A 23179-nucleotide genomic window follows, 5' to 3' on the forward strand; every position below is an offset into this window, starting at 1 on the left:
CGGGATATCGGAAACGTGCGGTGGATGCGAGGATCGGGCATGAATCCGCGGCGTTCGGCGGTGCGGCTGCTGCCGGGCCTGGCCACCCTGCGCGGGTACGAACGCTCGTGGTGGAGCGGTGACGTGCTCGCGGGTCTCACCGTGGCGGCCTACCTCGTACCCCAGGTGATGGCTTACGCCGCCCTGGCGGGGTTGCCGCCGGTGACCGGGCTGTGGGCGGTTCTGGCGCCGTTGGCGACGTACGCGCTGCTCGGCTCGTCGCGGCGCCTGTCGGTCGGGCCGGAGTCCACGACGGCGCTGATGACGGCGGCGGTGGTGGCGCCGCTGGCCGGTGGCGATCCGGTGCGCTATGCCGCGCTGGCGGGGGCTCTGGCCGTGATGGTGGGTCTGCTGTGTCTGGTGGCCTTCGTGGTGCGGCTGGGGTTCGTCGCGGACCTGTTGTCCAGGCCGATCCTGATCGGGTACCTCGCTGGGGTGGCGGTGACGATGATCGTGGGGCAGCTCGGCAGGTTGACCGGCGTACCGGTCGCCGGTGCCACCGCGCCGGCCGAGCTGGTGTCCTTCGCCGTGCACCTTCCGCGGTTCGACGCGGGTACCGCGGTGTTCTCCGCCGCGGTGCTCGGCCTGCTCTTCGCCGGACAGGGGCGGTTCCCGCGGCTGCCGACGCCGCTGATCGTGATGCTGCTGAGCACGATCACCGTCGCGGTCTTCGGCCTGCAGCGGTGTGGGCTCGCCGTGGTCGGGGCCGTGCCCGTGGGGCTGCCTACGCCGGTTCTGCCCGATGCGGGTGACCTGGGTGATCTCCTGCTGCCAGCGATCGGGGTGCTCGTGGTGGGCTACACCGACACGGTGCTGACCGCTCGGGCGTTCGCGAGCCGCGACGTTTGCTCCATCGACGCGAACCAGGAGTTGCTCGCCCTCGGGGCGGCCAACGTCGGCGCGGGGGTGCTGCGTGGCTTCCCGGTCAGCAGCAGCGGCAGCCGTACCGCGCTCGCGGTAGCCACCGGTAGCCGCAGCCAGGTCTACTCCCTTGTCGCCCTGGTCGCGGTCGTGGCGGTGTTGCTGTTCGCCGGGCCGCTGCTGGCGCGCTTCCCGACCGCGGCGCTCGGTGCGCTCATCGTGTACGCCGCGACCCGCCTGATCGACGTGTCCGGGTTCCGGCGACTGCTGGCGTTCCGCCGTAGCGAGTTCCTCCTCGCCGTGGTCGCCTTCGCGGGTGTGCTGGCCCTCGACATCCTCTACGGGGTGCTGCTGGCCGTGGGCCTGTCCGTGGCCGACATGCTGCGCCGCGTCGCCCGCCCCCACGACGCCGTGCAGGGCTTCGTCCCGGGCCTGGCCGGCATGCACGACATCGACGACTATCCCCGGGCGACCACCGTGCCGGGGCTGCTGGTCTACCGGTACGACTCGCCGCTGTTCTTCGCCAACGCCGACGACTTCCGGCGTCGGGCGCTCGCCGCGGTAGCCGGGCAGCGTGAACCGGTGCGCTGGTTCGTGCTCAACATGGAGGCCAACGTCGAGGTCGACAGCACCGGGCTGGCAGCGGTGGCTGAGCTACGCGCCGAACTGGCGCGTCGCGACGTCGTGTTCGCGCTGGCGCGGGTCAAGCAGGACCTTCTGGTCGCGCTGGACGCCTTCGGTCTGACCGCCGGGATCGGCCTCGACCGGATCTTCCCGACACTGCCCACGGCCGTCGCCGCCTTCCGGGAGTGGGACGAACTCCGTCACGGCGCGGATCCGGCCTGACGCGCCCGGGCCAGCGCATGCGCGGAGACAGGCGATCAGCCGCGGGAGCTACGACTCTGGCGGTCGAGCCGCGATGCATCCGCTGGAGAGGTCGTCCGGCCCTAACGGTGTTAGCAGTGGAGGGCTAACGTGCTAATTGGGACAAGGTCAGAGGGGAGGTTGCCATGACCACCACCATTGCCAAGCCGGCACGAGAGCCTGCGGCGGCCAAGCCGGAGCAGACGCGGCGCATCGGCCACGACGTCGGCACGCTTGCTGTCGACGCGTACGAGCGGGGCGTCGCGAACCTCGTCGCCTTCGAGAAGGACGCCGCGAAGATCGCGCGCTCCCCGTGGGCGAAGAATGCCCTCACGCTGAGCGCCGAACTCATCGAAGGCGTCAATGCCGCCTGCGTCAAGACAGCACGGCACGCTCTCCGGTGAGACATCGACCGGGCCGGGCGTCAGTGCCCGGACCGGTCGTCCGCCCGCCGGTTGCCGTCACGGCGCCGGCGGGCGATTGTCGTGTCGGCCAGCGCCGTGTAGACCTCGGCAAGCACCTGGCGCTGCCGCGCCGTCAGATTGGGGTCCTCGGCGATCGCGGCGAGGACCGCGGGGGGCCGTTGCGGTGTCGCCTGTTCGACCAGCGCGTCCGCGGTCGTCCGCAACGACGCGGCGATCGCGTGCAGCACGCGGTCGGACGGCGCGCGCAGGCCCCGCTCGATCTGGGACAGGTACGGTCCCGAGATGCCGACCATCGCCGCGAGCCGCCGGATCGGCAGCTGGGCCAGCTGACGTTGCCGACGGATGATGTCACCGAGCTTCAGCGGCGGACGCGCGTTCTCCGACACGGCAGCAGCCTAACCCGGGCCCACGTCCCGGTCGTGCCATCGATGTGCCAGGGCGGCGATCTCGCCGGCGAGCGTCGGTTGCAGGGCGGGCAGATCGTGGCCCATGCCGGAATGCACGATCATTCGTGCCCCGTGGATCGCCCGGGCGGTCGCCACTCCGGCGCACGGGCCGTACGACTCTGGCGTGGCGCGGCGCGGCCGGTGGATGGTGACGGATGGACGGCCATTGACGGAGGAGGATGTCGTGGACTGCCTCAGTCCGCTGGATGCGTCCTTCCTCGACGCCGAGGACGAGGACCCGCACGCCTGCCTCGCCATCGCTTCGATCGCCGTCCTCGACGGTCCGGCGCCGAGCCAGGCAGACTTCACCGATCTCATCCGCGGCCGCCTGCCGCTGGTACCAAGGTACCGGCAGCGGGTCCGCCGAGTACCGTTCAATCTCGGCCGACCGGGGTGGGTGAACGATCCCGATTTCGACCTGGACTTCCACCTGCGCCGCACGGCGCTGGCCGAGCCCGGCGGGGACGCCGCGCTCGAACGGCTTGTTGGCCGGGTGATGAGCCAGCGTCTCGACCGCGACCGCCCGCTGTGGGAGGACTGGCTCATCGAGGGGCTGCCTGAGGGACGCTGGGCCCTGCTGTCCAAGGTGCATCACTGTCTGATCGACGGGGTGTAGGGGAACCAGCTCTACCAGCTGATCTGCGACACCGGTCCCGTGCCCCGGCCTGCCGCGGCGGACCACTGGGAGCCTCGCGGTGGCGCTGCCACGCTGGACCCGACCCTCGATGCGCTTGGGGCTGTCCGGGCCGATCGGCAGGTACCGCCCTACGCGTGCCGCAGTCCGCGATCACGACCGTCGCCACCAACGTGCCGGGGCTCGATCGGCAGTTGTACCTTCTCGGGCGCCCGATCCGCGAGATTCTGCCGTACGTGCCGATCGCCGAGCGGCTGCGCATCGGCGTCGCCGTCTTCATACTGCGGTCAGGCGGCGTTCGGCGTCACGACCGACTTCGCGTCGGTGCCGGAGGCCGACGAGTTCGCCGGCTTCGTCATCGACTCAACGAGATACGACCCAGGCGCGGATCGTCGCATTGACGATCGCGTTCGGCGACGCCTTGATCCGGAGTCGTTTGCGGCGGCGGTCCAGATGGTGGCACAGGTGCCGCCGAGCCGACGTACCGGTAAACAGCAGACGCATGTCTGGTGCCGGCGGTTTCCTGGCCTGGGTGATGATGGGCAGAATCCGGGGCGTACCGGAGGGAATGTGATGCCCGACTCGCTGAACATGCTGATAGCCAAGCTCGACGAGATCCTGGCCGACCTAGAGGCCGCCGTTACGGGCCGAGACCACGACATCGATGCCGTCGCCCCGGAGCACCGCCGGGGCGCACGAAATCTGGTCCGCTACACCGCGCTGCGCGGGCAGGATGTGCGTGAACTGCAGAACGACCTGATGGATCTCGGCGCTTCCTCACTGGCCAGCCCCGAGGCGAATGTGCGCGCGAAGGTGCAAGCGGCCCGCAACGTGCTCGCGGCATTGCGCGGCGACCCCGGTCCCTGGGATCTGACCACGATCGACGACGATCTGGACGCCGGCGATGAGATCCTGGACCGGAACGCCCGGAACCTGTTCGGGCCGCCACGGGCCGGGCGCCACACGCGGATCATGGTGACGCTGCCCAGTCAGGCGGCCGACGACCCCGCGTTGGTCGCCGACCTCATCACCGCCGGCATGGACGTGGCCCGGATCAACTGTGCGCACGACAACCCGGACGCCTGGCGGCAGATGATCGCCCATGTCCGAGACGCGTCCGCGGCCGCCGGGCGCGAGGTCCTGGTCTCGATGGATGTACCAGGCCCGAAGCTGCGCACAGGCCCGATCACCGACGGCCCGGCGGTCGGCCGTGCGCGGGTGAGGCGGGACGAAGCCGGACACCTGCTCGCGAAGTCGTCGTTGTGGCTGGTTCCCGCCGACCTTGAGACGCCGCCGGCGCCAGCCCCCGCTACCTCCGACGCGCGACCAACCCTCACCGTCCAGGTCGACCCCGCGTGGCTTGGTCAGCGTCGGCCGGAGGACGCGATCCGGCTGCGCGACAACCGCGGGCGACGGCGAAGGTTCATCGTCGCCGCTCTCGAAACCGGCGGCGCGCTCGCGTACGGGTCCCGCAACGCCTACATCGCCGATGGCACGCTGCTCGACTCCGACGGCCGCACTACCCGGGCAGGTGGCATTCCACCGGTGCCGCGCCGGCTGCTGCTGCGCCCCGGCGACAGGCTGGTGCTGACCGACGACCTGACTCCGGTGGAACCGCCCGCGCCCGGGGAGACCGCGCGCATCGGCTGCACACTTGCGGAGGCCGTCGCCGCGCTGCGGACCGGCCAACCCGTGCTGCTGGACGACGGCGCCATCGAGGCCACCGTGGAGTCCGTCGCCTCAGGCGAGGCAACTCTGCTGATCACCCGCACCAAGCCAGGCGGGCAGCGGCTGGGTGCGGAGAAGGGCATCAACCTTCCGGAAACCCACCTTCCACTGCCGGCACTGACCGCAGAGGATCAGTCGCTTCTGCCATTCATCGCCGCCCACGCCGACGCCGTTGCCGTGTCGTTCCTGCGGTCGGTGGCCGACATCGACCATGTTCTCGAGGCATTGGATCAGATCCCGGCGCCCGGTCTGGGACTCATCCTCAAAATCGAGACCGGACCCGGCTTCCGAGAACTGCCGTCAATGCTGCTGGCCGCGATGCGCCGTGCCCGCGTCGGCGTCATGATCGCCCGTGGGGACCTCGCCGTCGAGGTCGGGTTCGAGCGGCTCTCCGAGGTGCCCCGGCAGATCCTCGCGCTTTGCGAGGCGGCTCACGTGCCGGCCATCTGGGCGACCCAGGTGCTCGAGACGCTGGCCAAGACGGGGCAGCCCTCACGGGCCGAGATCACTGACGCCGCCACCGCACAGCGCGCCGACTGCGTCATGCTCAACAAGGGTCCCTACATCGTCGAGGCGATCCGCGCGCTGGACGACATCCTCGCCAGGATGGGACGGGTACAGCGAAAGAGCCGGACACTACTGCGACCGATCCATTCCTGGGCAGACCAGTAACGGCATTTTTCAGAAGGCAGTGCAGCTGTGCACGTTCCCCGCCGAAGAGCCCCGCCGGCACCGGGCCAGGGACCGACTTCAGGCGCTGGAGTGTGGGCAGCCGCCGGGCCGATCGTCACGGTAGAGGGAACCGACGTGCAGGCGCCGGCTCGGGTCCCGGTGCCCGCTAAACCGCGCCACACCATGGCGCCGGCGGGTACTTGCAGGACGGTGCCGTCGGTGAAGTGCGCGGTGACGGGAACGCAGGACGGGTTGTCGGCGATGTACGTGCGCCCCTGGCCGGTGGTCAGCACGGCGTAGGTGGCCAGGTCGGCGGTGACGGTGGGGTCGGGGGTGCCCCAGTAGGCCAGGGCGGAGATCCAGTGGTAGGTGTGGGCGCGGGTCTCGCCCCATTCCGGTGTGTAGGGAAGGGTGTTGAGGCGGGTCAGGGCCTGGGCGGGGTCGGCGATGGCCAGGAAGGACCAGATGACGTCCTGCCACTGGGTTTCGCTGCCGCCCTTGCTGGTGCGCAGTTCCTCGACGCTGGCGAGGACGGCCGGCTTCCAGGCGCCGTGGTAGAGCGATCCGGTGGTGATGGGCAGCATGTTGATGCCGTGGATGTACTCGGGGTCGCTGCTCCACCAGGTGGCGTAGGCGCCGCCGTCGCCCCAGACGATGCCGAGGGTGTGGTGCGGGTATCCGGGTGGGTGCACCTGGTGGGCGGTGTCGAACCAGTATTCGCCGATGGCGGTCTGCTCGGTGGCGTACAGGTAGATGTCGGTGTCTCGTAGCGCGGTGTCCCCGGTGGCGGCTGCGAACAGGATCATCCCGGTGGCGAGCGTCATGGCCTCGGAGGACGACTCCTGGTTGTCACCGGCGGCGAACCCGGCGTGGCCGGAGGCCCAGGAGTGCCCCTGGTACGGGTCGAGGGTACGCAGGAACGGGAAGCGCGCGTCGGTGCGGTCGGTGTTGGCGACGTCTTTGATCAGCAGCTTGACCATGGCGCCGTACCGGGCGTCGGTGGCCCAGGCCGGGTCGTAACGGGCCAGAGTCGCGGTGGCCAGGACGAAGTAGCCGTAGTCGAAGTGGTGGTCGTTGAGTTCGGTGTCCGAGCCGTAGGCGGCTGGGTATCCGATCAGCGTGGTCCAGCCGGAGTGGTAGGCGAACAGCCGCGTGGTCTCGGTGTCGGCGGCGGTCAGCCAGTCGGTCAGCCGGTCACGGACCAGGCTCAGCAGCCGGTCGCGGGTCTCGGTGCGGCCGATCTGGTCGGCGATCGGGACGAGCGCGGCCAGCCGCCACAGCGCCTTGCCGGTCCAGTACGTGTCGGTAGCGCCCTGGAATGGGTCGGCCTGGGCGAGGACCGCGTCGATACCGTTGGCGAGCCGGGCGGTGTCGGCGTCGGCGGCCGCCGGCAGGGCGGAAACGACGCCGGTGAACGCCAGCCGGGTGGTGAACTGCGCGCCCTCGTGCAGCCGCAGCTCGCCCCGGGATGAGCTGTAGCGGTATCCGGTGAGGGGATCGGTGCTGTGGCACCACTGGTGCGGGTACAGGGCCAGGAGCGTGCCGGTGGTATCGCCCTCGAGCGCAGTGGTGATGGCGGTGTAGGTGGTCGTCAGCTCGGCGGTGACCGGATCGTAGCGCCAGCCGACCCGGGTATCGGCGACGGCCGCGAACGCGTACGTGGTGAACAGCCCGAGCGCGTCGCGGGCGGGTAGCAGCGCCACCGTGACGTATGCGGCCGAGTCGGCGGTGGCGGCCGTCGGGCTCACCGTCCAGGACCGGCCGGTGGGGGCAAACAGGGCGTAGTCGTGGTCGCGGACAGTGATCCCGAGGACGTTGCCCGCGTGGTGCCACACGTCGGGGGCGGCGGCCAGCCCGACCCGGGCCGCACCTCCGCCGATCTGGGCGTACACGTAGGGTAGGCCGTGCCCGATCGTGACCCGCAGCCAGCGGGTGCCGTCGGGCCACCACGGGCTGACCGTCCAGTCCGACCAGGCGTCCACCAGCGTTCGCGGCGCGTTGAGCCCGTCGACGCCGACGACGAGATCGTCGTGGTGGAGGTACTCGTAGGTGCGCCCGTCACCGGTGATCGTCAGTCCGTTCGGGTAGCCCACGCCGAGACCTCCCGGGCGGGCGTGGAAGCTCAGCGGGTCGGCGTACATGTTCTCCGAGTGCGGGTTGGCCGGGGACCGCTGCCAGATCAGCGACGACCACCAGTCGCCCGTCGGTACCGGCCGCGCGGCGGCCGCGGCGGTCACTTTCGGAAGCGTGGGCGCGCCGGTGGCATCCGAGGGCCCGGCGGCGCCCGGCGGCGGGCCGCTACGGTAGCTTCCCGCGCCCACCGCCACCGGCTCTGCGTACGCCGGGCCGGCGACCGCCACCGCGACGAACGTGCCTGCGGCCACCGCGAGCAGGGTGGACAGCACTGCGGCTGGCACCCGCCGCCACGGCCGAGACGGGGAAACAGACGACAGCAGACTCCTCGGCATGGTCTCCACGCCCTCCCTGACGCATGCAGGTTCCCGCGCGATGCCGGTCCGGGAAAGGCAGTGGAGACCATGGGGCCGGTGCGTGCACGAACCGGCAGGCGTACGATCGATCGCCTCCTGAACGACCGCTGGCCGACCGCGAGCTGGCCGGTGCCGTCACTTCCAGTCTGACGTCGACGGCTCCGCGAAGGCAGGGGCGAGGGTCCACTGTCGACTGTCAGCGGAGACGTCGATAGTGGTCTGCCGGTATGAACCGGCGTCCGGCCTGATCGCGACAGGAGCGGACCGCGCGGTCGGATGACGATCAGCTGGCAGGGCAGCCGATCCTGATGTAGATCGGCCAGTACACGTCATAGGTGACCGCGCCGTCATCCCAGTTGACATCGAAGGTGATGCTGGCCGTGTAGCCGTCCGGTGGCGCCTGCTGCCCCCCGGTCGCCGTCTGTCCGGGCAGGACCCGGTTCGGCATTCCGACAAGGGGGTGGCCGACCGGAGCAACCCGGATGTTCCCCAACGTGCCGGCCATCGAATGGGGGTTGGTGACCGACCATGTGATGAACCATTCCCCCAGTGCCGTGTCACACACCGCGCGGCCGGCAACCTCTGGCACCCGGTCGGCACCGGTCACCGCGGCGCCCGGGGAAGGGGCCGCGAGCAGCACCGTGACCGATGTTGCCAACCATGGCGCACCGACGAACCTGGCCCTGATCGGACTCATGGCGCACCTCCCTCGAAAGGGATTGTGTATCTGTGCTGGCGTCAGTTGTCGGGGCAGAGGCCGCAGGGCCTGCGTATGTCCAACCGGTCACGTCAGGCTCGCCGCGGCGGCCTCGAATGGCTACTCTCACTCTCACGCTAGTCGGTCTCGGTTCGCACGACCAGCCGGGACGCCGGTATGGGGCAAACGTCCCTCCCTTTTGGAGCTTTCGGCCCATGCGACGGAACATGTCGTGGTGCTGTGTCGTCGGCACACATCCGGTCGCGGCCGGGCGGGGTGGTACCACCCTCACCCGGCCGGTCTGACAAGCGGTAGCCTCACTACCCCCGCCTGAGCGACACAATCGAGAGATCAAAAGGCTGCGTCCCCCGGACCCTTCAGAAGACGAGCTCGCAGTTGACCAAGACCCGGATGGTGCCTTCACAGAAGTCGCGGCTGCCCGAACTGCCGTCGCCGACGTCGTTGTTGGGTGTGGCGGAGTCCGAGGGCAGCAGTGTGTCGTCACCGCCACCACCGTTGAGGTAATCGTTGCCGGCGTGGCCGGAGACCTCGTCGTTGCCGCCCTCGCCGTAGAGGCGGTCGTCGCCGCTACCGCCGATGACGAGGTCGTCGCCGGCGCCGCCGTACACCTGGTCGGGTCCGTCGCCGGCGTTGATCTCGTCGCGTTCCTCGCCGCCGTAGATGAGGTCTGTGCCGCCGAGGGTGCGGATGAGGTCGGCGCCGTTGCCGCCGTAGAGGGTGTTGTTGCCGTCTTCGCCCAGCATGGCGTCGCGGTCCTCGCCGCCGTCGGCCCAGTCGTTGCCGGGGCCGCCGTAGAAGCGGTCCATTCCGTCGCCGAGGCAGACGGTGTCGTTGCCGCCGAGGCTGAGTACGGTGTCGTCGCCGCTGTCGGCGACGATCACGTCCGCCTGGTCGGTGCCGTAGATGGTGTCGTCGCCGGTGGTGGCGACGATGGTGGCGGTCAGGCCGTTGCAGGTGGCGGTCTGTGTGGCCGGTGCCGCCGATGCGGTGGTCGCCTGTGCCAGGACGAGCGTGAGCACGGCGCCGGCCGCGAACACCATGCGACGCGGGACGAGGCCGTTCACCATTCCTGCCATGAATCCTCCTTCAGAACACAGAGAACGAGTGCCCGGTTGCCATCGAAGAATATCGATTCGAAGTTTTCGATGTCGTGGCCGGAACGGTTAACTACCGCGGCGTCGGAAAGGCCGACCGATATGGCTGACCAGGGGTGAACGCGCTGAGTTTGCTCTGTTCAGACGGGGACGCCGGGGCGTGCGTGACGTTGCACGGTCCTGCTGCGGTTGGTGGTGTGCCAGCCGGCAGTCCAGGGTGTGCTGGGGTCGGCGTTCAGGCGGATGCCGGTGCCGGGTGCGGGTCGAGAGTGATGGTGCCGCGGTAACCGGGACCGGTCGATGCGACGATGCCGGCTATCCCGCCATGTACGGCTGGACGATTTCGGTGCGCCAGGTGGCGGGGTCCGGCTGGGTCGCCGGATCGGAGTGGTAGACCTCCCAAGGGTCTCCGGCGGGTCGCCCGCCGTGTTCCTTGATCCAGCGGGTCAGCGCTTCGTAGGCCGGCGTCATCTGCTCATACGGCCCGAGGTGCACCGTGGTGGCGATGCTCCCGCCCGGCAGCGCGGACGGCTGGATCCCTCCCTCGGCCACCACCGGTGGCAACACTGGAAATCCGGCTTCGATGGAGAAGCGGTCCGGGCCGAGCCTGTGGTAGCGGGCAAACGGCGGCCCGGTGATCGCCGCGCCCTGCGCCTGTGCGCAGGCCGCCGCCTGGCCGTACGTGCGGCTCAGCCAAGGCCCGATTTCGGCAACCGTCAGCGTGGCGCGCGCGACGGCGGTGGTCTGCCGCTGCCGCGTCCGGGCCGTGATCTCGTATCTCGTCATGTCTTGCGCCCTTCGCGACGTCGCTATGACATCGGGGCGGCGTGGACGCGCAAATACCGGTCGATGCCCAGGCGGTGCCACACCTCGCGCCGGCTCTGGCGGACCATGGGCAACGCGTCAGCGGCATCGACCACCCGCGGGTCGTCGATCGCGTACCGGCGGCCGTACACGTCGATCGTCGCCCGGCCGGACGCGCGGATGTTGCGCAGCCAGTCCACGTTTGCGCCGTACGGCAGGGGGATCACGAACTCGTCACCCACCGGCTCCGCCACGACCGGGGTCGTGTACGAACGTCCGGAGCGGCGTCCCACGTGGTGCAGGGCGGCGGCGTACCAGTAGCGGCGTCCGGCCGCCAGCCGCATGATCGGGTTGAGGATCCACTTGTTGAATGTCCGTACCGCTCCCAGACGGTGGGGGTTGGTCTTCGTTCCGGCCATCGTGACTCCCCGGCCCGGGCGGACCGCGGCGGCCCGCGGTGATGGATGCCCGAAGCTCCACCTTCAGCACATCGCAGAGACTGGCCGGCGGGAAGGGAACATGGTCCCGAGCGACCGGGGGTCGAAGGGCTCGGCCCTTGTCGAGGTGTCCGGCACGCCAGCTCACCGGTCCGTCGGCACGCTCCGCGGCGCGCCATTCTTGCGCGGACCGGAGCAGCGCGAAGCGCGTCCACGTGGACGCGCTTCGTGGGCGGGCCCTCACCGCGGTGCCGCTGGGTCGCCCTGCGGGCCGACAATGGGTTGCTCGTGCCAACAAGCGAACTCGACGCCTCCTCCGAACGTCTCATCGATAGAATGCGATCTGGGGTCGGGTCTGTGCGTGAGATTGGAGTTCCCACATGAGACGTCTGACCTATGCTCTCCCCATCCTCGCGGCGGCCCTCTCCACCGCGCCTGCACCCACGGCCGCCTCGGCGACCGGTCACGGCCAGGGGCATCGCGGCTGCGTGTCGGTGCGGCCGGATGTCGGCTTCTACCAGGCCGGACGAGTCGCCACCGAGATCCTCACCGTGCCCGACTCCCCTTGCCGGACGATCAGCGTGTCGCACGTCAAGGACCCAGCCAGTCCGTCGGACCGTTGCCAGACCTTCCTCGTCGGGTTCTATCCGCTGGTTAACGGCAGCCTGACCTACACCGACCCGGTAACGGCATGCGGGCCGCGCCGCACGGTACTGGCTCGCGACGTCCCCAACGGCACCCGGTACATCGTGTTGTACGACGTCGACTACCTGGAGCAACGGATCCAGTTCCGAGTTCATCACTGAACCGGCCGATCCCCATCCACCCGGCCGGCAGAGGGCCACCTGCCCGGGGAGCACCGATCTGGAGATCTGGAGACCAGCCGCCGACCCGGCGACGCCCGCAACCGGCTCGCAACCGTCGGAGGACCGCCGCCGCAACCACGGGATCCGACCGTTCGGCGTGTTCGGCCGTGCCCGGGAGTCCCCGCGCCGCGGCCGTCTCGACACCTGAGACGGTCCATGCGTATTCTGCGAATCACCGCCACCTCGCTGCTGGCGGTCGCCGCCTCGTCAGCGTTCGCCATGCCGGCTCAAGCCGCGCCGAAGGACTCCGACCACGACGGCATGCCCAACTCGTGGGAGATCAAGCACAAGCTCAACCCCCGCAGTAAGGCGGACGCCCGCAAGGATCTCGACGGTGACCGGCTGCCGAACGTTCTCGAGTACCGGCTCGGCGGGAATCCGCGCGACGAGGACACCGACAACGACGGCCAGGACGACGGCGACGAGCGCAACACCCGAACCCGCGTCGACAAGGCGGACACCGACGGTGACCACATTCTCGACGGTGACGAGGACTGCGACCACGACGGCGTGGCCAACGAGGACGAGGACGACGCGACCGAGCGGTGCGCCAAGGACGACGACGACGTCGACCGCGACTTCGTCGCCGACGAGGACGAGAACGACCTCGGGCTCCGCGTGGGCGATCGCGACACCGATGCCGACGGGGTGCCCGACGGCAGCGAGGACCGCGACCGCGACGGCCGGGCCAACGAGGATGAGGACGACTCCGGCCACGATGCCTGCGACGGAGACCGGGATCACGACGGCAAGCGGGATGAGGACGAGGCCGACCGCCTCGGCACGGTCGAGAGTTTCGAGATGGGGACCGGCGCGCTGGTCGTCGTCACCACGACTGGGTCGCGGCTCAGCGCCAAGGTGACCGACGACACCGAGATTGAGTTCGAGGACGGGCACGACGCCGAGGAAGAGGGCGCCGATGTGTCGGTGCTACCGCAGGCGCCGGAATCGCGGAGCTGGAGCTGAACCGCTCGGCGGGCACCGTCAAGATCAAGATCATCTAACCGGCGAAGCCCCTGTGCGGCTTCGGGGCGTACGGCTGCATCGGGCGCCCGCCGGAGGACGGACGATTCGCGGCCCGCCGACCACCACCATGGTCGGTGGGCCGCCCCGCCACCGCCCAGGAGAGCGGCGAGACGCGACGATCGACGTCGCCCAGTTGGAGAAGCTGTTCCTTTCGCTGGCGTGACACTCCCGGTCTGGGCGCGCGCCGGCAGGGGGCGGTGGTTGTCACCGCGCTCCTCGCTCTCGGGCCTCCCGTTTCGGTCCCGTGTGTGTTCTGGTGGGTAGGTGCCGAAAAGGGCCATCCGGCTCTGTGTCAGATCGTGCCGATGACGACAAACGCGGCGACGGCGAAGACGAGGTAGGCGAACAGGCGCTGCAGGCGCCGGGTGGGTATCCGGGTGGCGATCCGACCGGCGGCGAGTGATCCGGCGATGGCGGTCACGGTGAAGGCGGCGGCGATCCGGTAGTCGATCGCCGCGTCGCTGGCGTGCGCGGCGAACCCCGCGAACGAGTTGATGACGATGATGACCAGTGAGGTGGCGACGGCGGCGGGCATGTCCAGGCCGAGGAGCAGGACGAGGGCGGGGATGAGGAAGCCGCCGCCGACGCCGAACAGGCCGGTGAGGAACCCGACCGCGATCCCGGTACCGACGGCGTCGAGTCCCTCAGCGCCGAGCAACACGGCGTCGACGCCGAGGGGGAAGCTGTGCCCCCAGCGTTGGGAGAGGAGCAACGCTGGGGGCTGCCGTCGAGGGGGCTCCGGGTTGGCGGGCCTGCGTCCCGACGGGGCGCATCACAGCAGGCAGGGGTGGGCCTCGGTCGCCTGAACTTGGCTGTGTGGCGGCATCGGTAGCAGCACAACCCGTCCATCGGCACCGTGCCCTTCGCGGTTACCTTCACGATCGGTGTGACGCCTCCAGATGCCCACGTCGTGCCATATGCCCTTCAGCGTCTGGCCGAACTGGTCGGCGAAGCAGACTTAGACGGACCTGCGGGCGGCGATTCTCTCCCGCCGGCCACGGTACCGCCGCCAGTGCGCGATGGCCTGCTCGTCACGCTCGATCGCGCGGTGGATCAGCAGCAGAGCGGTATAGCTCAGCCGGCGCATCACCTGCCACGCCCGTTGCCAGCGCGGTACCTCCAAGTCCTGACGTTGCTCGGAAGCATCCGTGAGTCCACGGGACCCTGCGTCCGGAGGCTTTCCGTCGTGCGGAGATCAGCCCCGAATTCCAAGGAAACGGGGGCTGTGATTGGGTGCCGTGGCAGGTGAAGGTTTAGATCCAAATTGACCGCGCCTGCTATCAACCATGTATGACGGGTTCGATCGTGCCGACCAACGGGATGGCGTAGGCATCGGGTTCGGACACGTTAAACCCCATATCGATCATTGCGCTCGCCGTGAGATCGGATGGGGTTTCGTGTTATCTGGCCTTTCTCGAAGTCCCGGCTATTCCGAGACGGCAATCGCTTCACCGGCCTCCGTTCAACTGACACCGTCGACGCGGCGCCGGAGGTTTCCACCCGTCCGCTGGTGACTTGGTCAGCGCCGAGTCTCCGCTTCCAGTGTCGGCCAGCTGCTCGGCCTCGCCGAGGGGACGGTCTTCGGGCTCGCCGGCGGCGTACTCGATCACCAGAGTGCCGGGGCCGCAGACGACCACCATGTCCCGCGCCCTCAGATACGCCGCGACATCCCCTAAGAGCTCCTAACTCAATCGGGTGTATCGGTATGACCTGATCTTCGGTGTGGTCGTTGTCGGTGACATGAGGAAGCGCGACCCGCAACCGTGGCTGGTCGACGACGACCTCTGGACTCGGGTCGAGCCGCTGATTCCGAAGCAGCGGCCGCGGTCGGGTCCTGGTCGTCGACCGGTCGATGACCGCAAGGTGTTGTGCGGCATCCTGTTCGTCCTCTACACCGGCATCCGTTGGGAATGGCTACCCCGCGAGCTCGGCTTCGGCTGCGGCATGACCTGCTGGCGACGGCTGCGTGACTGGAACAACGCCGGCGTCTGGCAACGGCTGCACGAGGTCCTGCTGGCCGAGCTGCGTGCCGCGGGCAAGCTCGACCTGTCGAGGGCCGTGGTCGACGCCAGCCATATCCGAGCGCTCAAGGGCGGCCCAAAACCGGCCGGAGTCCGGTAGACCGCGGCCGGCCGGGCTCCAAACACCACCTCATCACCGACGCCGGCGGTGTTCCCCTCGCGGTGCTGCTCACCGGCGGCAACCGCAACGACGTCACCCAGCTCATCGCACTACTTGAAGCCGTTCCGCCGATCCGCGGCAAACGCGGACGGCCCCGCCAGCGGGCCCCGAAGGTCTACGCCGACCGGGGCTACGACCATGACAAGTACCGTGCCCAGGTCCGCGAGCTCGGCGTCACTCCGGTCATCGCCCGCCGTGGCACCGCGCATGGTTCCGGGCTGGGAAAGTTCCGGTGGGTCGTCGAGCAGACCTTCGCGCTGCTGCACTGGTTCCGTCGTCTACGCATCCGCTGGGAGATCCGCGACGACATCCACGAAGCCCTACTCAAACTCGGCTGCGCCCTCATCTGCTGGCGCCGCCTCCGAACCACAAAGAGTTAGGAGTTCTAAGTCCGCCAGGCCAGCCAGTTCCGCGTTCGCCGCGATCAAGTCCTCAACGAGCCGGACTTCCGACCGGTACACCCAGCGCGGCGCATCCTCCGAGGCCGGTTGGGCGCTGGTGTGCCCGTGACGGCAGCGGTATCCGGCCCGCCCGTTCACCCAATGCCCCGACATCCGTCGGCCGCAGACCGCGCAGACCAGCAGGCCGGTCAGTGCGTACCGGCGCTGCTGCCCGCCCTCAGGTATCGCGCGGGCGGTGATCTCCTGGGCCTCAGTGAAGTCCTCGTCACTGACCAATGCCGGGTGGGTGCGTTCGGGGCAGATCACCCAGTCCGTACGGGGATTCCAGACCCGGACCGGGCCGAGACTGGTCCGCCGATCTCCTGGTACCGCTTCCCGATGATCGGTGAACTGCCGATTCCACACCTGCCGACCCGTGTACCGCGGGTTCGCCAGGATCGCCGCCACCGTCCGCAGCGTCCACACCGTGCCCTCACGGTGCGGGTTCCGCGCCCGGTCGTGGGTGCCCGGCGACGGCACCCGCCGCTCGTTCAACGCCCGGGCGATCCCGGCCGTGCTCCAGCCGTCGAGGCGCCGGGCGAAGATCCACCGCACATGCTCCGCCGCCACCGAATCCACGGCCAGACGATGCTGGCGCCGGCCCCAACTCGCCTGCACCGCGTTCGAATGCGGACCGCCGTCCACCAGCCGGTAGCCGTACGGCGGTCGGCCACCAAGATGACGGCCCTGCTCCCGCACCTGCGCCGTCATCGCTGCTCGTACCCGGAACCGCGTCCGCAGCACCTCCCGCTGCGACTGATGACCCAACATCATCAACAACGCCCGATGATCAGAATTGCTGAGGTCGACCGGCCCTTCGGCCTCCGGCAGCCACACCTGGACGCCGAAGGCCTGCAGCTGCTCGATCACTCGGCCGGCCTCGCCACCGCCGGCGAACGCCCGCTCGAACTCCGCCACCACCACCGCATCGAATCCGCGATCCGGCTCCGCCGCCGCAGCCAGCAGAGCAGCGGCCCCCGGCCGTTTATGCCAGGGCAGACTCCGCGACGCCCCAGGGTCGAAGAACTCCACCACGAGCCGGCCCCGACCAGCCACCACCCGCTGCGCCGCCTCCACCTGCCACGCTCGCGACGACACCGGATCCTGATACTCAGCCGTCGAAATCCGCCCATAGAACGCGAACCGCCACCCACCACGGGTGAGCGGTCGACCTCGACCACGCGCCCGCAGTACAGGCTGGCCACTGCGCAACCATGCGAGCGGACAGGCGAAAATCCTTGCTGACGGACAGTTGAGTCCCGGCTCGCGGACACCGGAATTCCTGGTGGGCGGTCAGGTGATCTCCGTCATGGCCACGTGAAGTGGATCTCTCCGGTCGGGTTGGGTGCCGGTTGCTGACCTTGCAACCCGACCGACCGGAGAGACCGTGACCAAGTCTGACAGGGAGATCATGGAAATCTTGGAGGCGTACGACCTGACCCGCTGCGCGTACTCAGCGGGGCAGTTGGCCGGCTGTGATCCGAAGACGGTGCAGCGGTATGTGGCGGTGCGCGACGCCGGCGGGGACCCGTTCGTGCGGGTAGGGCGGCCGAAGTTGATCGATGCGTTCCTGCCGAAGGTCGAGGAGTTGGTGGACCGGTCGCAGGGAAAGATTCGGGCGGATCGGGTGCATGAGCGGCTGGTGGCGATGGGGTTCACCGGCACCGAGCGGACCACGCGGCGGGCGGTGCGGGCGGCCAAGGACGCGTGGCGGGCCGGGCGGCGGCGCACGTATCGGCCGTGGGTGCCCGAGCCGGGGCTGTGGCTGCAGTTCGACTGGGGCGACGGGCCGCGCATCGACGGGCGGCGCACGAGTCTGTTCTGCGCGTGGCTGGCCTGGTCCCGGTTCCGGGTGGTCATCCCGACCTGGGATCAGACGTTGGGCACCCTGGTGTCGTGTGTGGACGCCGCGCTGCGGCGCATCGGCGGCGCGCCAACGTATCTGCTCGGCGACAACGCGAAGACCGTGACGGTGGAGCACGTGGCCGGGGTGCCGGTGCGGCACCCGGTGATCGTGGCGGCGGGCCGGCACTACGGCTGCAAGGTGGAGTCGTGTGAGCCGTTCGACCCGGAGACCAAGGGCGGCGTGGAGGCCACCGTGAAGATCGCCAAGCAGGATCTGGTGCCCACGTCGGCGAATCTGCGCGGCCAGTACACCAGCTTCACGGAGCTGGTAGTTGCCGCGGACGAGTGGTGTGATCACGTCAACGCCCGGCCGCATCGGGAGACCGGGGTGGCGCCGGTCGAGCGGCTGGCCGTCGAGCGGGAGCTGCTGCATGTGCTGCCGGCCGACCCGCACGCCGCCGCGTTGGGCGAAGAGCGGCTGGTCAACGACGACCAGACGGTGCGGTTCGGGTCGGTGCGGTACTCCACCCCGCCGGGGCACGTCGGGTCGCGGGTGTGGTGCCGTGTCGTGGGCGACGAGTTGGCCATCGCCGCGATGACCGGCACCGGCGTGGCCGAGATCGCCCGGCACCGGCTGTCGACTCCGGGCCACCCGCGGATCGCCGACGAACACTACCCGGGACATCCCGGCGGCAACGGGCCACGCCCGCCGCGGCCACGGGCCCGAACCCGGCAGGAGGCGGCGTTCCTGGCCCTCGGCGCGGGTGCCCACGACTGGCTCGTGGAGGCCGCTGCCAGCGGCGCGACCAGGGTGCGGGCCAAGATGGCCCGGGCCGTGGAGTTGGCCGCGATCGTCGGCGCCGACCGGGTCGACCACGCGTTGGGCCTGGCCGCCGCGGCCGGCCGGTTCGCCGAGCACGACCTGGCCGCGATCCTGGACCACCTGTCCTGCGCCGGCGACCCGGCCGACGTAGTGGTCGCCGACGAAGCCCACTCGGCCCAGCCCGGCACCGGCCCCTGGACAGGATTCGGCGCATGACCACCGACACCACCACGGACCTCACGATGGACGTGACCACCCCGGCGCCGCGGCCCCGCGGCCGGCGCACCACCACGGCTCCGGCGGCGCCGGCGTTGCCGGCCGAGCTGGAGGCGCTGCTGCGCCGGATGCGACTGCCCTACCTGCGCGCCGCCGCCCCCGAGGTCATCGCCACCGCCAAGGCCCAACGCTGGGACCCCGCCGAAGTCCTCCGCGTGCTGCTCACCGAGGAGGTCATCGGCCGTGACGCCGCGACCCGGCGGATGCGCCGCAAGAGCGCGAACTTCCCCGCCGGCAAGACCTTCGCCACCTGGCGACCGGACGAATCGTCGATCCCGGCGGCCACTCAACAGGCGCTGTCCACCCTGGAATGGATCGGCCGAGCGGAAAACCTCGCCATCGCCGGCCCGTCCGGCACCGGCAAGAGCCACTTCGTCGAAGCCCTCGCCCACACCGCGATCGACAACGACCTGCGGGTGGCCTGGTTCACCCTCGAAACACTGACCACCGCGGTCGGCCGAGCCAAGGCCGACGGGTCCGTGGCCCGCACCGTCGCCCGGATCTGCCGGGCCGACCTGATCGTGGTCGACGACATCGGCATGCTGCCCGCCGGGCAGGACGCCGCCGAGGCGTTCTACCGCGTCGTCGACGCCGCCTACGAACGCCGGTCGGTGGCGGTCACCAGCAACATCCACCCGTCCGGCTTCGACACCATCATGCCGAAGACCCTGGCCACGGCGACCGTGGACCGGCTGCTGCACCATGCCCACCTGATCACCACCAAGGGCGACAGCCACCGCCTGGCCCAGGCCCTCGCCGGCAAGGGGGTGCAGCCCTTGACCACCTAAACCCAGCAGGAGATCACCTGGCCACCAGCACGGAATTCCGCTGTCCGCCCACACGGAGGTCACAAGACCGCAGGACAGGACTTCGTCCTGACCGTTGACAAACCACGCATCAAAGGCACCCGACGGCGCAGTCACGGATGAAGGCAGGGGTGTCGGCATCACAGATCACCTCACGCAGCGACGAACCAGCCACTAACCCATCAATACGTGGCAGACCGACCCGCTGTCGTCGCCCAATCGAGACAGGTCACCCTCACCACGCTCACCGAATACCGGTGACCACTCCAGCGAGACAGCCCCTAATCTGCCTGCTCAGTCCTCGGCAGGCGCACGAGCTCCGCCGACGGTTCGGGATTCCTCTTCCGAGGGGTCACATCATCCAGTGTCGTTGTCATCACGGCACCTTCCTCGTCGGCCTACGCCCGGCGGGTCAGGGCGGACAATCCGTCAGATCCACAGTCCCGATGATGTTGAACGGCCGTACCCGGTGTATGTCGGGGAGTGGGGGAGGCGTGGTGGGTGTGCACTGAGCGGCGACCAGCAGCGGACGACGGGGCACGCCGGTCAGCGCAACTGCGGCGAGCACGAGGCTCGGGCGGGGTTTCGTCGGTCAACGCGGCGGCGAGTGCACCCGGCGGACCAGGCGGGGTCACCGCCGCCGGCGGAGCAACACCTCGGCGTACGTGGTCGGCAATGATCCTCGGCCGGGTGGCGCCCAGGTCCTTGGAAGCCAGCGCGAAGGCACCGTGGTGCCCACGCCCAGCGCCGGTGCGCCGAGGTCCGCCCGGCCGCCGGGAAGTCCTGGCGAGGTGGAACGGGCGGGAGGCTGCTTGGGCGCTACGCGCCCGGGTGGTGGAACCGGAATCCGCCGGCACTCACCGGTTCGTCGCTACCGTACGCAGGTGCCGGGCGATCCGGCGTTGGAACGCCCCCCGCGGCGGGATGAATGGTGATCTCAGCTTGCCCGACGCTGGTGGCGGCCGGGCGGGTGGCGGGTGGGTCGTGTGCGGCGGCCGGGCGCTGCTACGTCCGATGCCAGGTGCGTGGGCTCGTGTATCGCACGTTGCCGAGCTTGTCGTACGCTCGGACTTGCACCTTCATGGTGCGCGGCTGCGTGCCGGTGGCGACCTTGAGGACGTACGCGGCGCCGCGATCGGTGGCGACGACCTTGCCGTTGATCAGCAGCTGAACCCGGGCGACGCCGCTGGCGTCCGTCGACTTGGCGTAGACGGTCACCGTGCCGTGGACCTTCGCCTTGTTCCGGGGCGCCTTGGTGATGGTCACGGACGGTCCGGCGTTGTCCACGACAACGCTGCGTGCCGGCAGCGTCTGGGACAGGCCCCAGCGGTCGGTAACTTTCCAGCTCAGCGTGAGGTTGCCGCTGAACGAGCCGGTCTTGACCGCCAGCGCGTACGGCGCGGTCGTGTCGGTACCCACGAGCGCGCCGTTGGCCCGCAGTTCGGCCTTGACGTAGCCGCTCAGGTCGGTGACGCCGGTCAGCGTGCTGGTGAACGTGCCGCGCACCCTGGCTCCCGACGCCGGGGCGATGGTGCCACCGGAGGGCGGGTTGTTGTCGATCTGCACGTTGCCGAACAGTCCCCGGCGGTTGCCGACCTTGTCCGTGAGCGACAGCTGGATCTCGCCCGACGGGGTTACCGGGACCCTCCCCTGCCACCGATCCGAGTCGCCGATTCTGGTGAGCGAGCCGTCGCCGTACTGCGAGGTGATGGACTGCAGGTCGGTGTCCGAGCTTTTGACGGTGACGTCGACCATCGTGGAGTGCACGACCTTGAACGGTTCCGGTGACAGCAGTCTGCCGGTGGGCGCGAGGGTGTCCGTGTGAACCATCGTGGTCGCCTCGCCGACGTGTCCGGCGTAGTCGTATGCGCGGACGGTCACCGGGAAGGGGCCGCTGTGGTTCGCCGGCGGTTGCACGAGGATCTTCCCGCCGGGGCGAAGGACGACGAACCGGGAGCGGCCGTCGACGAGCACCTCGTAGCGTTCGATGCCATGGTCGTCGGTCATCTGCGGCAGGGTCATCACGCCCTCGGCCGGGATGAACGCGTTCTCGGTCAGGCCGGTCGACGTGACCGTGGGCGCCACGGTGTCGACGCCCCCGAGGTCGTAGATCACCCGGCCGGCGTTGACCATGGGAGTGCCGTACGGCGGGTGGAGCGGGCTCAGCTCAGCGTTGCGTTGGATCGCCGAGCGCACCTCGTCCGCGGTCGCGTCCGGCTTCATCGCGAACGCCAGCGCCGCGACCCCGGACACGAGCGCAGTCGCGCCGGAAGCGCCCGTGAGGGGTACCGGTGTGTTGTTGCGGCCGAGCACATCCCAGGTGCCGTAGGCCTCCACGTCGACCCACCGGTCGGCGGCGGTGTTCTTCGTCGGCCCGGCCTGGCTGACCGAGAGGACGTGCTCGTACGCGGCCGGATACCGTCGCGCGGTCGACGCCTCGTTGCCGGCTGAGGCGACGACCAGAGAACCCTTGGCCGCCGCGTGCTCGACGGCATCGCGCAGCAGGCGGCTCTGCGCCGGGGTGCTGAGCGACACGTTGACCACCTGGGCGCCGTGATCCGCCGCCCAGGCGATGCCGGCGGCGAGGTCCGCGGTCGTGCCCGTGGGGCCGCTCAGCGCGCGCACCGGCATGATCCGGCATCGGTTGCACAGCCCGCCATAACCGACGCCGTTGGTGCCGTCGCCGGCGATGAGGTTGGCGGCCATCGTGCCGTGCCCGTTGCCGTCCGCGGTGTCGGTGTCGCCGTCGACGACGTCGTAACCGGCGGCCAGCCGGTCCGCGACGAGATCGTCGGTCGGGTTGACGCCGGTGTCGACGACCGCGACCGTGACGCCGGGGTCGCCCATCGTCCAGGTCCAGGCCGGCGGGATGTCCATGAGTCCGAAATTGAGACTGATTTTGTCGCTGTCCGCTCGTACGACCGCTCCCCGCTCCGCGTATCGCACCCCCGGCGTGGCACCGAGCTGGGAGAGGGCGGCCTCGGCCTGGTCGGCGGCCACGTCAACGGTGATGGCGTCCAGGCCCGGCACCGGGCCGGTGCGTACCACGGCGTCGCCGAGGGTCGCGACCACCGCGGCCGGGTCGGCGCCCGCGGCGAGACCGACGTCCAGGCGCACCGGGCCGGTGTCGGCCGCCGCGGCGGGTGAGACGGTGCCGGCCACGAGTACGGCCGCGGTGAGACAGGCAGTGACAGCGCGCAAGAGTCGTCCCCTATGCCAGAAATCTTGCGAAGCCGTCGCATGTTACGACACGGCACCACCACAGTAGGTAACGAAGACGTCCCGATCTCCCCGCACCGCCATCCGGTCGTACGCCGCCCGCAGACGTCCACCATTCCGCACATAGTTCCTGTTCAGGCTCGATCGGGTGGAGTCAAGAGAACCCCATCTCGGCTGTAGCGGAGGTCGTAGAGCGGCAGCCCGGTCACGTTCGGCACCTGGAATGCGAATACGGACGGTGACGATTGGCGTCGCCCCGTCTGGAGTTCCGGCCTGGGACCACACCAGCGTTGATTCGACGCGAGCGGCCTCAGCTCGAACATCCCCGGGGGTTGCGGACACAGGAGCGCGACCAGTGGGGCGCCTCAGCCGTCGAGCGACCGCCCAGACGGCATCGGCGGTCAGCCCCTGACGGGTTCCTGACCGGGCGGTTCGGGGGCACCGACCGGCTCGCGTCCGCATCATCGCCCGTCGACGGGCCCGGCG

The 23179-nt window shown here is 69.8% G+C and carries 20 protein-coding genes; 10 read left to right on the forward strand and 10 right to left on the reverse strand.

What is annotated here, in order from left to right; all coding sequences use genetic code 11:
* The first annotated feature begins 39 nt into the window (after positions 1 to 39).
* Positions 40 to 1746: a SulP family inorganic anion transporter gene (locus EV385_RS25515; RefSeq protein ID WP_207229932.1), complete on the forward strand. Its 1707-nt coding sequence runs from the start codon at positions 40 to 42 to the stop codon at positions 1744 to 1746.
* A 164-nt stretch (positions 1747 to 1910) separates the two neighbouring features.
* Positions 1911 to 2168, forward strand: coding sequence for a hypothetical protein (locus EV385_RS25520; RefSeq protein ID WP_130511744.1), 258 nt, complete (start codon positions 1911 to 1913; stop codon positions 2166 to 2168).
* A 20-nt stretch (positions 2169 to 2188) separates the two neighbouring features.
* Here the strand turns inward: EV385_RS25520 and EV385_RS25525 are convergent, their stop codons facing one another.
* Positions 2189 to 2575, reverse strand: coding sequence for a helix-turn-helix domain-containing protein (locus tag EV385_RS25525; protein ID WP_130511745.1), 387 nt, complete (start codon positions 2573 to 2575; stop codon positions 2189 to 2191).
* Between the two features lie 184 nt (positions 2576 to 2759).
* Here EV385_RS25525 and EV385_RS25530 point away from each other — a divergent pair, with 184 nt between their 5' ends.
* The 3 genes from EV385_RS25530 to EV385_RS25540 all read left to right on the forward strand — a co-directional run bounded on the left by EV385_RS25530 (position 2760) and on the right by EV385_RS25540 (position 5669).
* Positions 2760 to 3251 (forward strand): wax ester/triacylglycerol synthase domain-containing protein, encoded by a 492-nt coding sequence (locus EV385_RS25530; RefSeq protein WP_207229933.1) that lies wholly within the window; start codon positions 2760 to 2762, stop codon positions 3249 to 3251.
* A 155-nt stretch (positions 3252 to 3406) separates the two neighbouring features.
* Entirely contained in the window at positions 3407 to 3670 is a 264-nt protein-coding gene (locus EV385_RS36170) for a WS/DGAT domain-containing protein (RefSeq protein WP_165449582.1), read from the forward strand.
* Positions 3594 to 5669 (forward strand): pyruvate kinase, encoded by a 2076-nt coding sequence (locus EV385_RS25540; RefSeq protein WP_242625073.1) that lies wholly within the window; start codon positions 3594 to 3596, stop codon positions 5667 to 5669. Before EV385_RS36170 ends, EV385_RS25540 begins: the two co-directional genes overlap by 77 nt.
* Here the strand turns inward: EV385_RS25540 and EV385_RS25545 are convergent.
* The 5 genes from EV385_RS25545 to EV385_RS25565 all read right to left on the reverse strand — a co-directional run bounded on the left by EV385_RS25545 (position 5558) and on the right by EV385_RS25565 (position 11193).
* The gene (locus EV385_RS25545) at positions 5558 to 8086 is read right to left on the reverse strand and encodes a glycosyl hydrolase (RefSeq protein WP_165449583.1); all 2529 of its coding nucleotides are present in this window, start codon (positions 8084 to 8086) and stop codon (positions 5558 to 5560) included. The genes EV385_RS25540 and EV385_RS25545 overlap by 112 nt on opposite strands.
* 355 nt (positions 8087 to 8441) lie before the next feature.
* Complete coding sequence (locus EV385_RS25550; protein ID WP_130511747.1) at positions 8442 to 8855, reverse strand: hypothetical protein; 414 nt, start codon at positions 8853 to 8855, stop codon at positions 8442 to 8444.
* Positions 8856 to 9232: 377 nt separating this feature from the next.
* Complete coding sequence (locus tag EV385_RS25555) at positions 9233 to 9952, reverse strand: calcium-binding protein (protein ID WP_130511748.1); 720 nt, start codon at positions 9950 to 9952, stop codon at positions 9233 to 9235.
* Between the two features lie 333 nt (positions 9953 to 10285).
* Complete coding sequence (locus EV385_RS25560) at positions 10286 to 10756, reverse strand: GyrI-like domain-containing protein (RefSeq protein ID WP_130511749.1); 471 nt, start codon at positions 10754 to 10756, stop codon at positions 10286 to 10288.
* Between the two features lie 23 nt (positions 10757 to 10779).
* Positions 10780 to 11193: a nitroreductase family deazaflavin-dependent oxidoreductase gene (locus tag EV385_RS25565; RefSeq protein WP_130511750.1), complete on the reverse strand. Its 414-nt coding sequence runs from the start codon at positions 11191 to 11193 to the stop codon at positions 10780 to 10782.
* A gap of 398 nt (positions 11194 to 11591) precedes the next feature.
* Here EV385_RS25565 and EV385_RS25570 point away from each other — a divergent pair, with 398 nt between their 5' ends.
* Both EV385_RS25570 and EV385_RS25575 read left to right on the forward strand, forming a co-directional pair.
* Complete coding sequence (locus EV385_RS25570; protein ID WP_130511751.1) at positions 11592 to 12017, forward strand: hypothetical protein; 426 nt, start codon at positions 11592 to 11594, stop codon at positions 12015 to 12017.
* A 216-nt stretch (positions 12018 to 12233) separates the two neighbouring features.
* Complete coding sequence (locus tag EV385_RS25575; RefSeq protein WP_130511752.1) at positions 12234 to 13043, forward strand: Midasin; 810 nt, start codon at positions 12234 to 12236, stop codon at positions 13041 to 13043.
* 352 nt (positions 13044 to 13395) lie between these two features.
* Here EV385_RS25575 and EV385_RS25580 read toward each other — a convergent pair whose 3' ends face one another.
* Positions 13396 to 13815 (reverse strand): sulfite exporter TauE/SafE family protein, encoded by a 420-nt coding sequence (locus EV385_RS25580; RefSeq protein ID WP_242625074.1) that lies wholly within the window; start codon positions 13813 to 13815, stop codon positions 13396 to 13398.
* A gap of 246 nt (positions 13816 to 14061) precedes the next feature.
* Positions 14062 to 14226 (reverse strand): hypothetical protein, encoded by a 165-nt coding sequence (locus EV385_RS34030; RefSeq protein WP_165449584.1) that lies wholly within the window; start codon positions 14224 to 14226, stop codon positions 14062 to 14064.
* 617 nt (positions 14227 to 14843) lie between these two features.
* Here EV385_RS34030 and EV385_RS25585 point away from each other — a divergent pair.
* Positions 14844 to 15664 (forward strand): IS5 family transposase gene (locus EV385_RS25585; RefSeq protein WP_207230136.1). Its coding sequence is split into 2 segments (ribosomal slippage): positions 14844 to 15201 and positions 15201 to 15664, totalling 822 coding nucleotides; the frame shifts between segments, so codons are not numbered across the junction.
* Here the strand turns inward: EV385_RS25585 and EV385_RS25590 are convergent.
* Complete coding sequence (locus tag EV385_RS25590) at positions 15605 to 16936, reverse strand: recombinase family protein (RefSeq protein ID WP_278045010.1); 1332 nt, start codon at positions 16934 to 16936, stop codon at positions 15605 to 15607. The two genes, EV385_RS25585 and EV385_RS25590, sit on opposite strands and share 60 nt — an antisense overlap.
* Before the next feature lie 199 nt (positions 16937 to 17135).
* Between EV385_RS25590 and istA the strand changes: the two genes are divergently transcribed.
* Positions 17136 to 18608 (forward strand): IS21 family transposase, encoded by a 1473-nt coding sequence (gene istA / locus EV385_RS25595; protein WP_130513341.1) that lies wholly within the window; start codon positions 17136 to 17138, stop codon positions 18606 to 18608.
* On the forward strand, positions 18605 to 19456 hold the full coding sequence (gene istB / locus EV385_RS25600; protein WP_278044984.1) for an IS21-like element helper ATPase IstB: 852 nt from the start codon (positions 18605 to 18607) through the stop codon (positions 19454 to 19456). The genes istA and istB overlap by 4 nt, the downstream gene beginning before the upstream one ends.
* A 1023-nt stretch (positions 19457 to 20479) precedes the next feature.
* Here istB and EV385_RS25605 read toward each other — a convergent pair.
* Positions 20480 to 22675, reverse strand: a complete 2196-nt coding sequence (locus EV385_RS25605; RefSeq protein ID WP_130511754.1) for a S8 family serine peptidase — start codon at positions 22673 to 22675, stop codon at positions 20480 to 20482.
* Positions 22676 to 23179: the final 504 nt, after the last annotated feature.

Source organism: Krasilnikovia cinnamomea, assembly GCF_004217545.1.
GTDB lineage: Bacteria > Actinomycetota > Actinomycetes > Mycobacteriales > Micromonosporaceae > Actinoplanes > Actinoplanes cinnamomeus.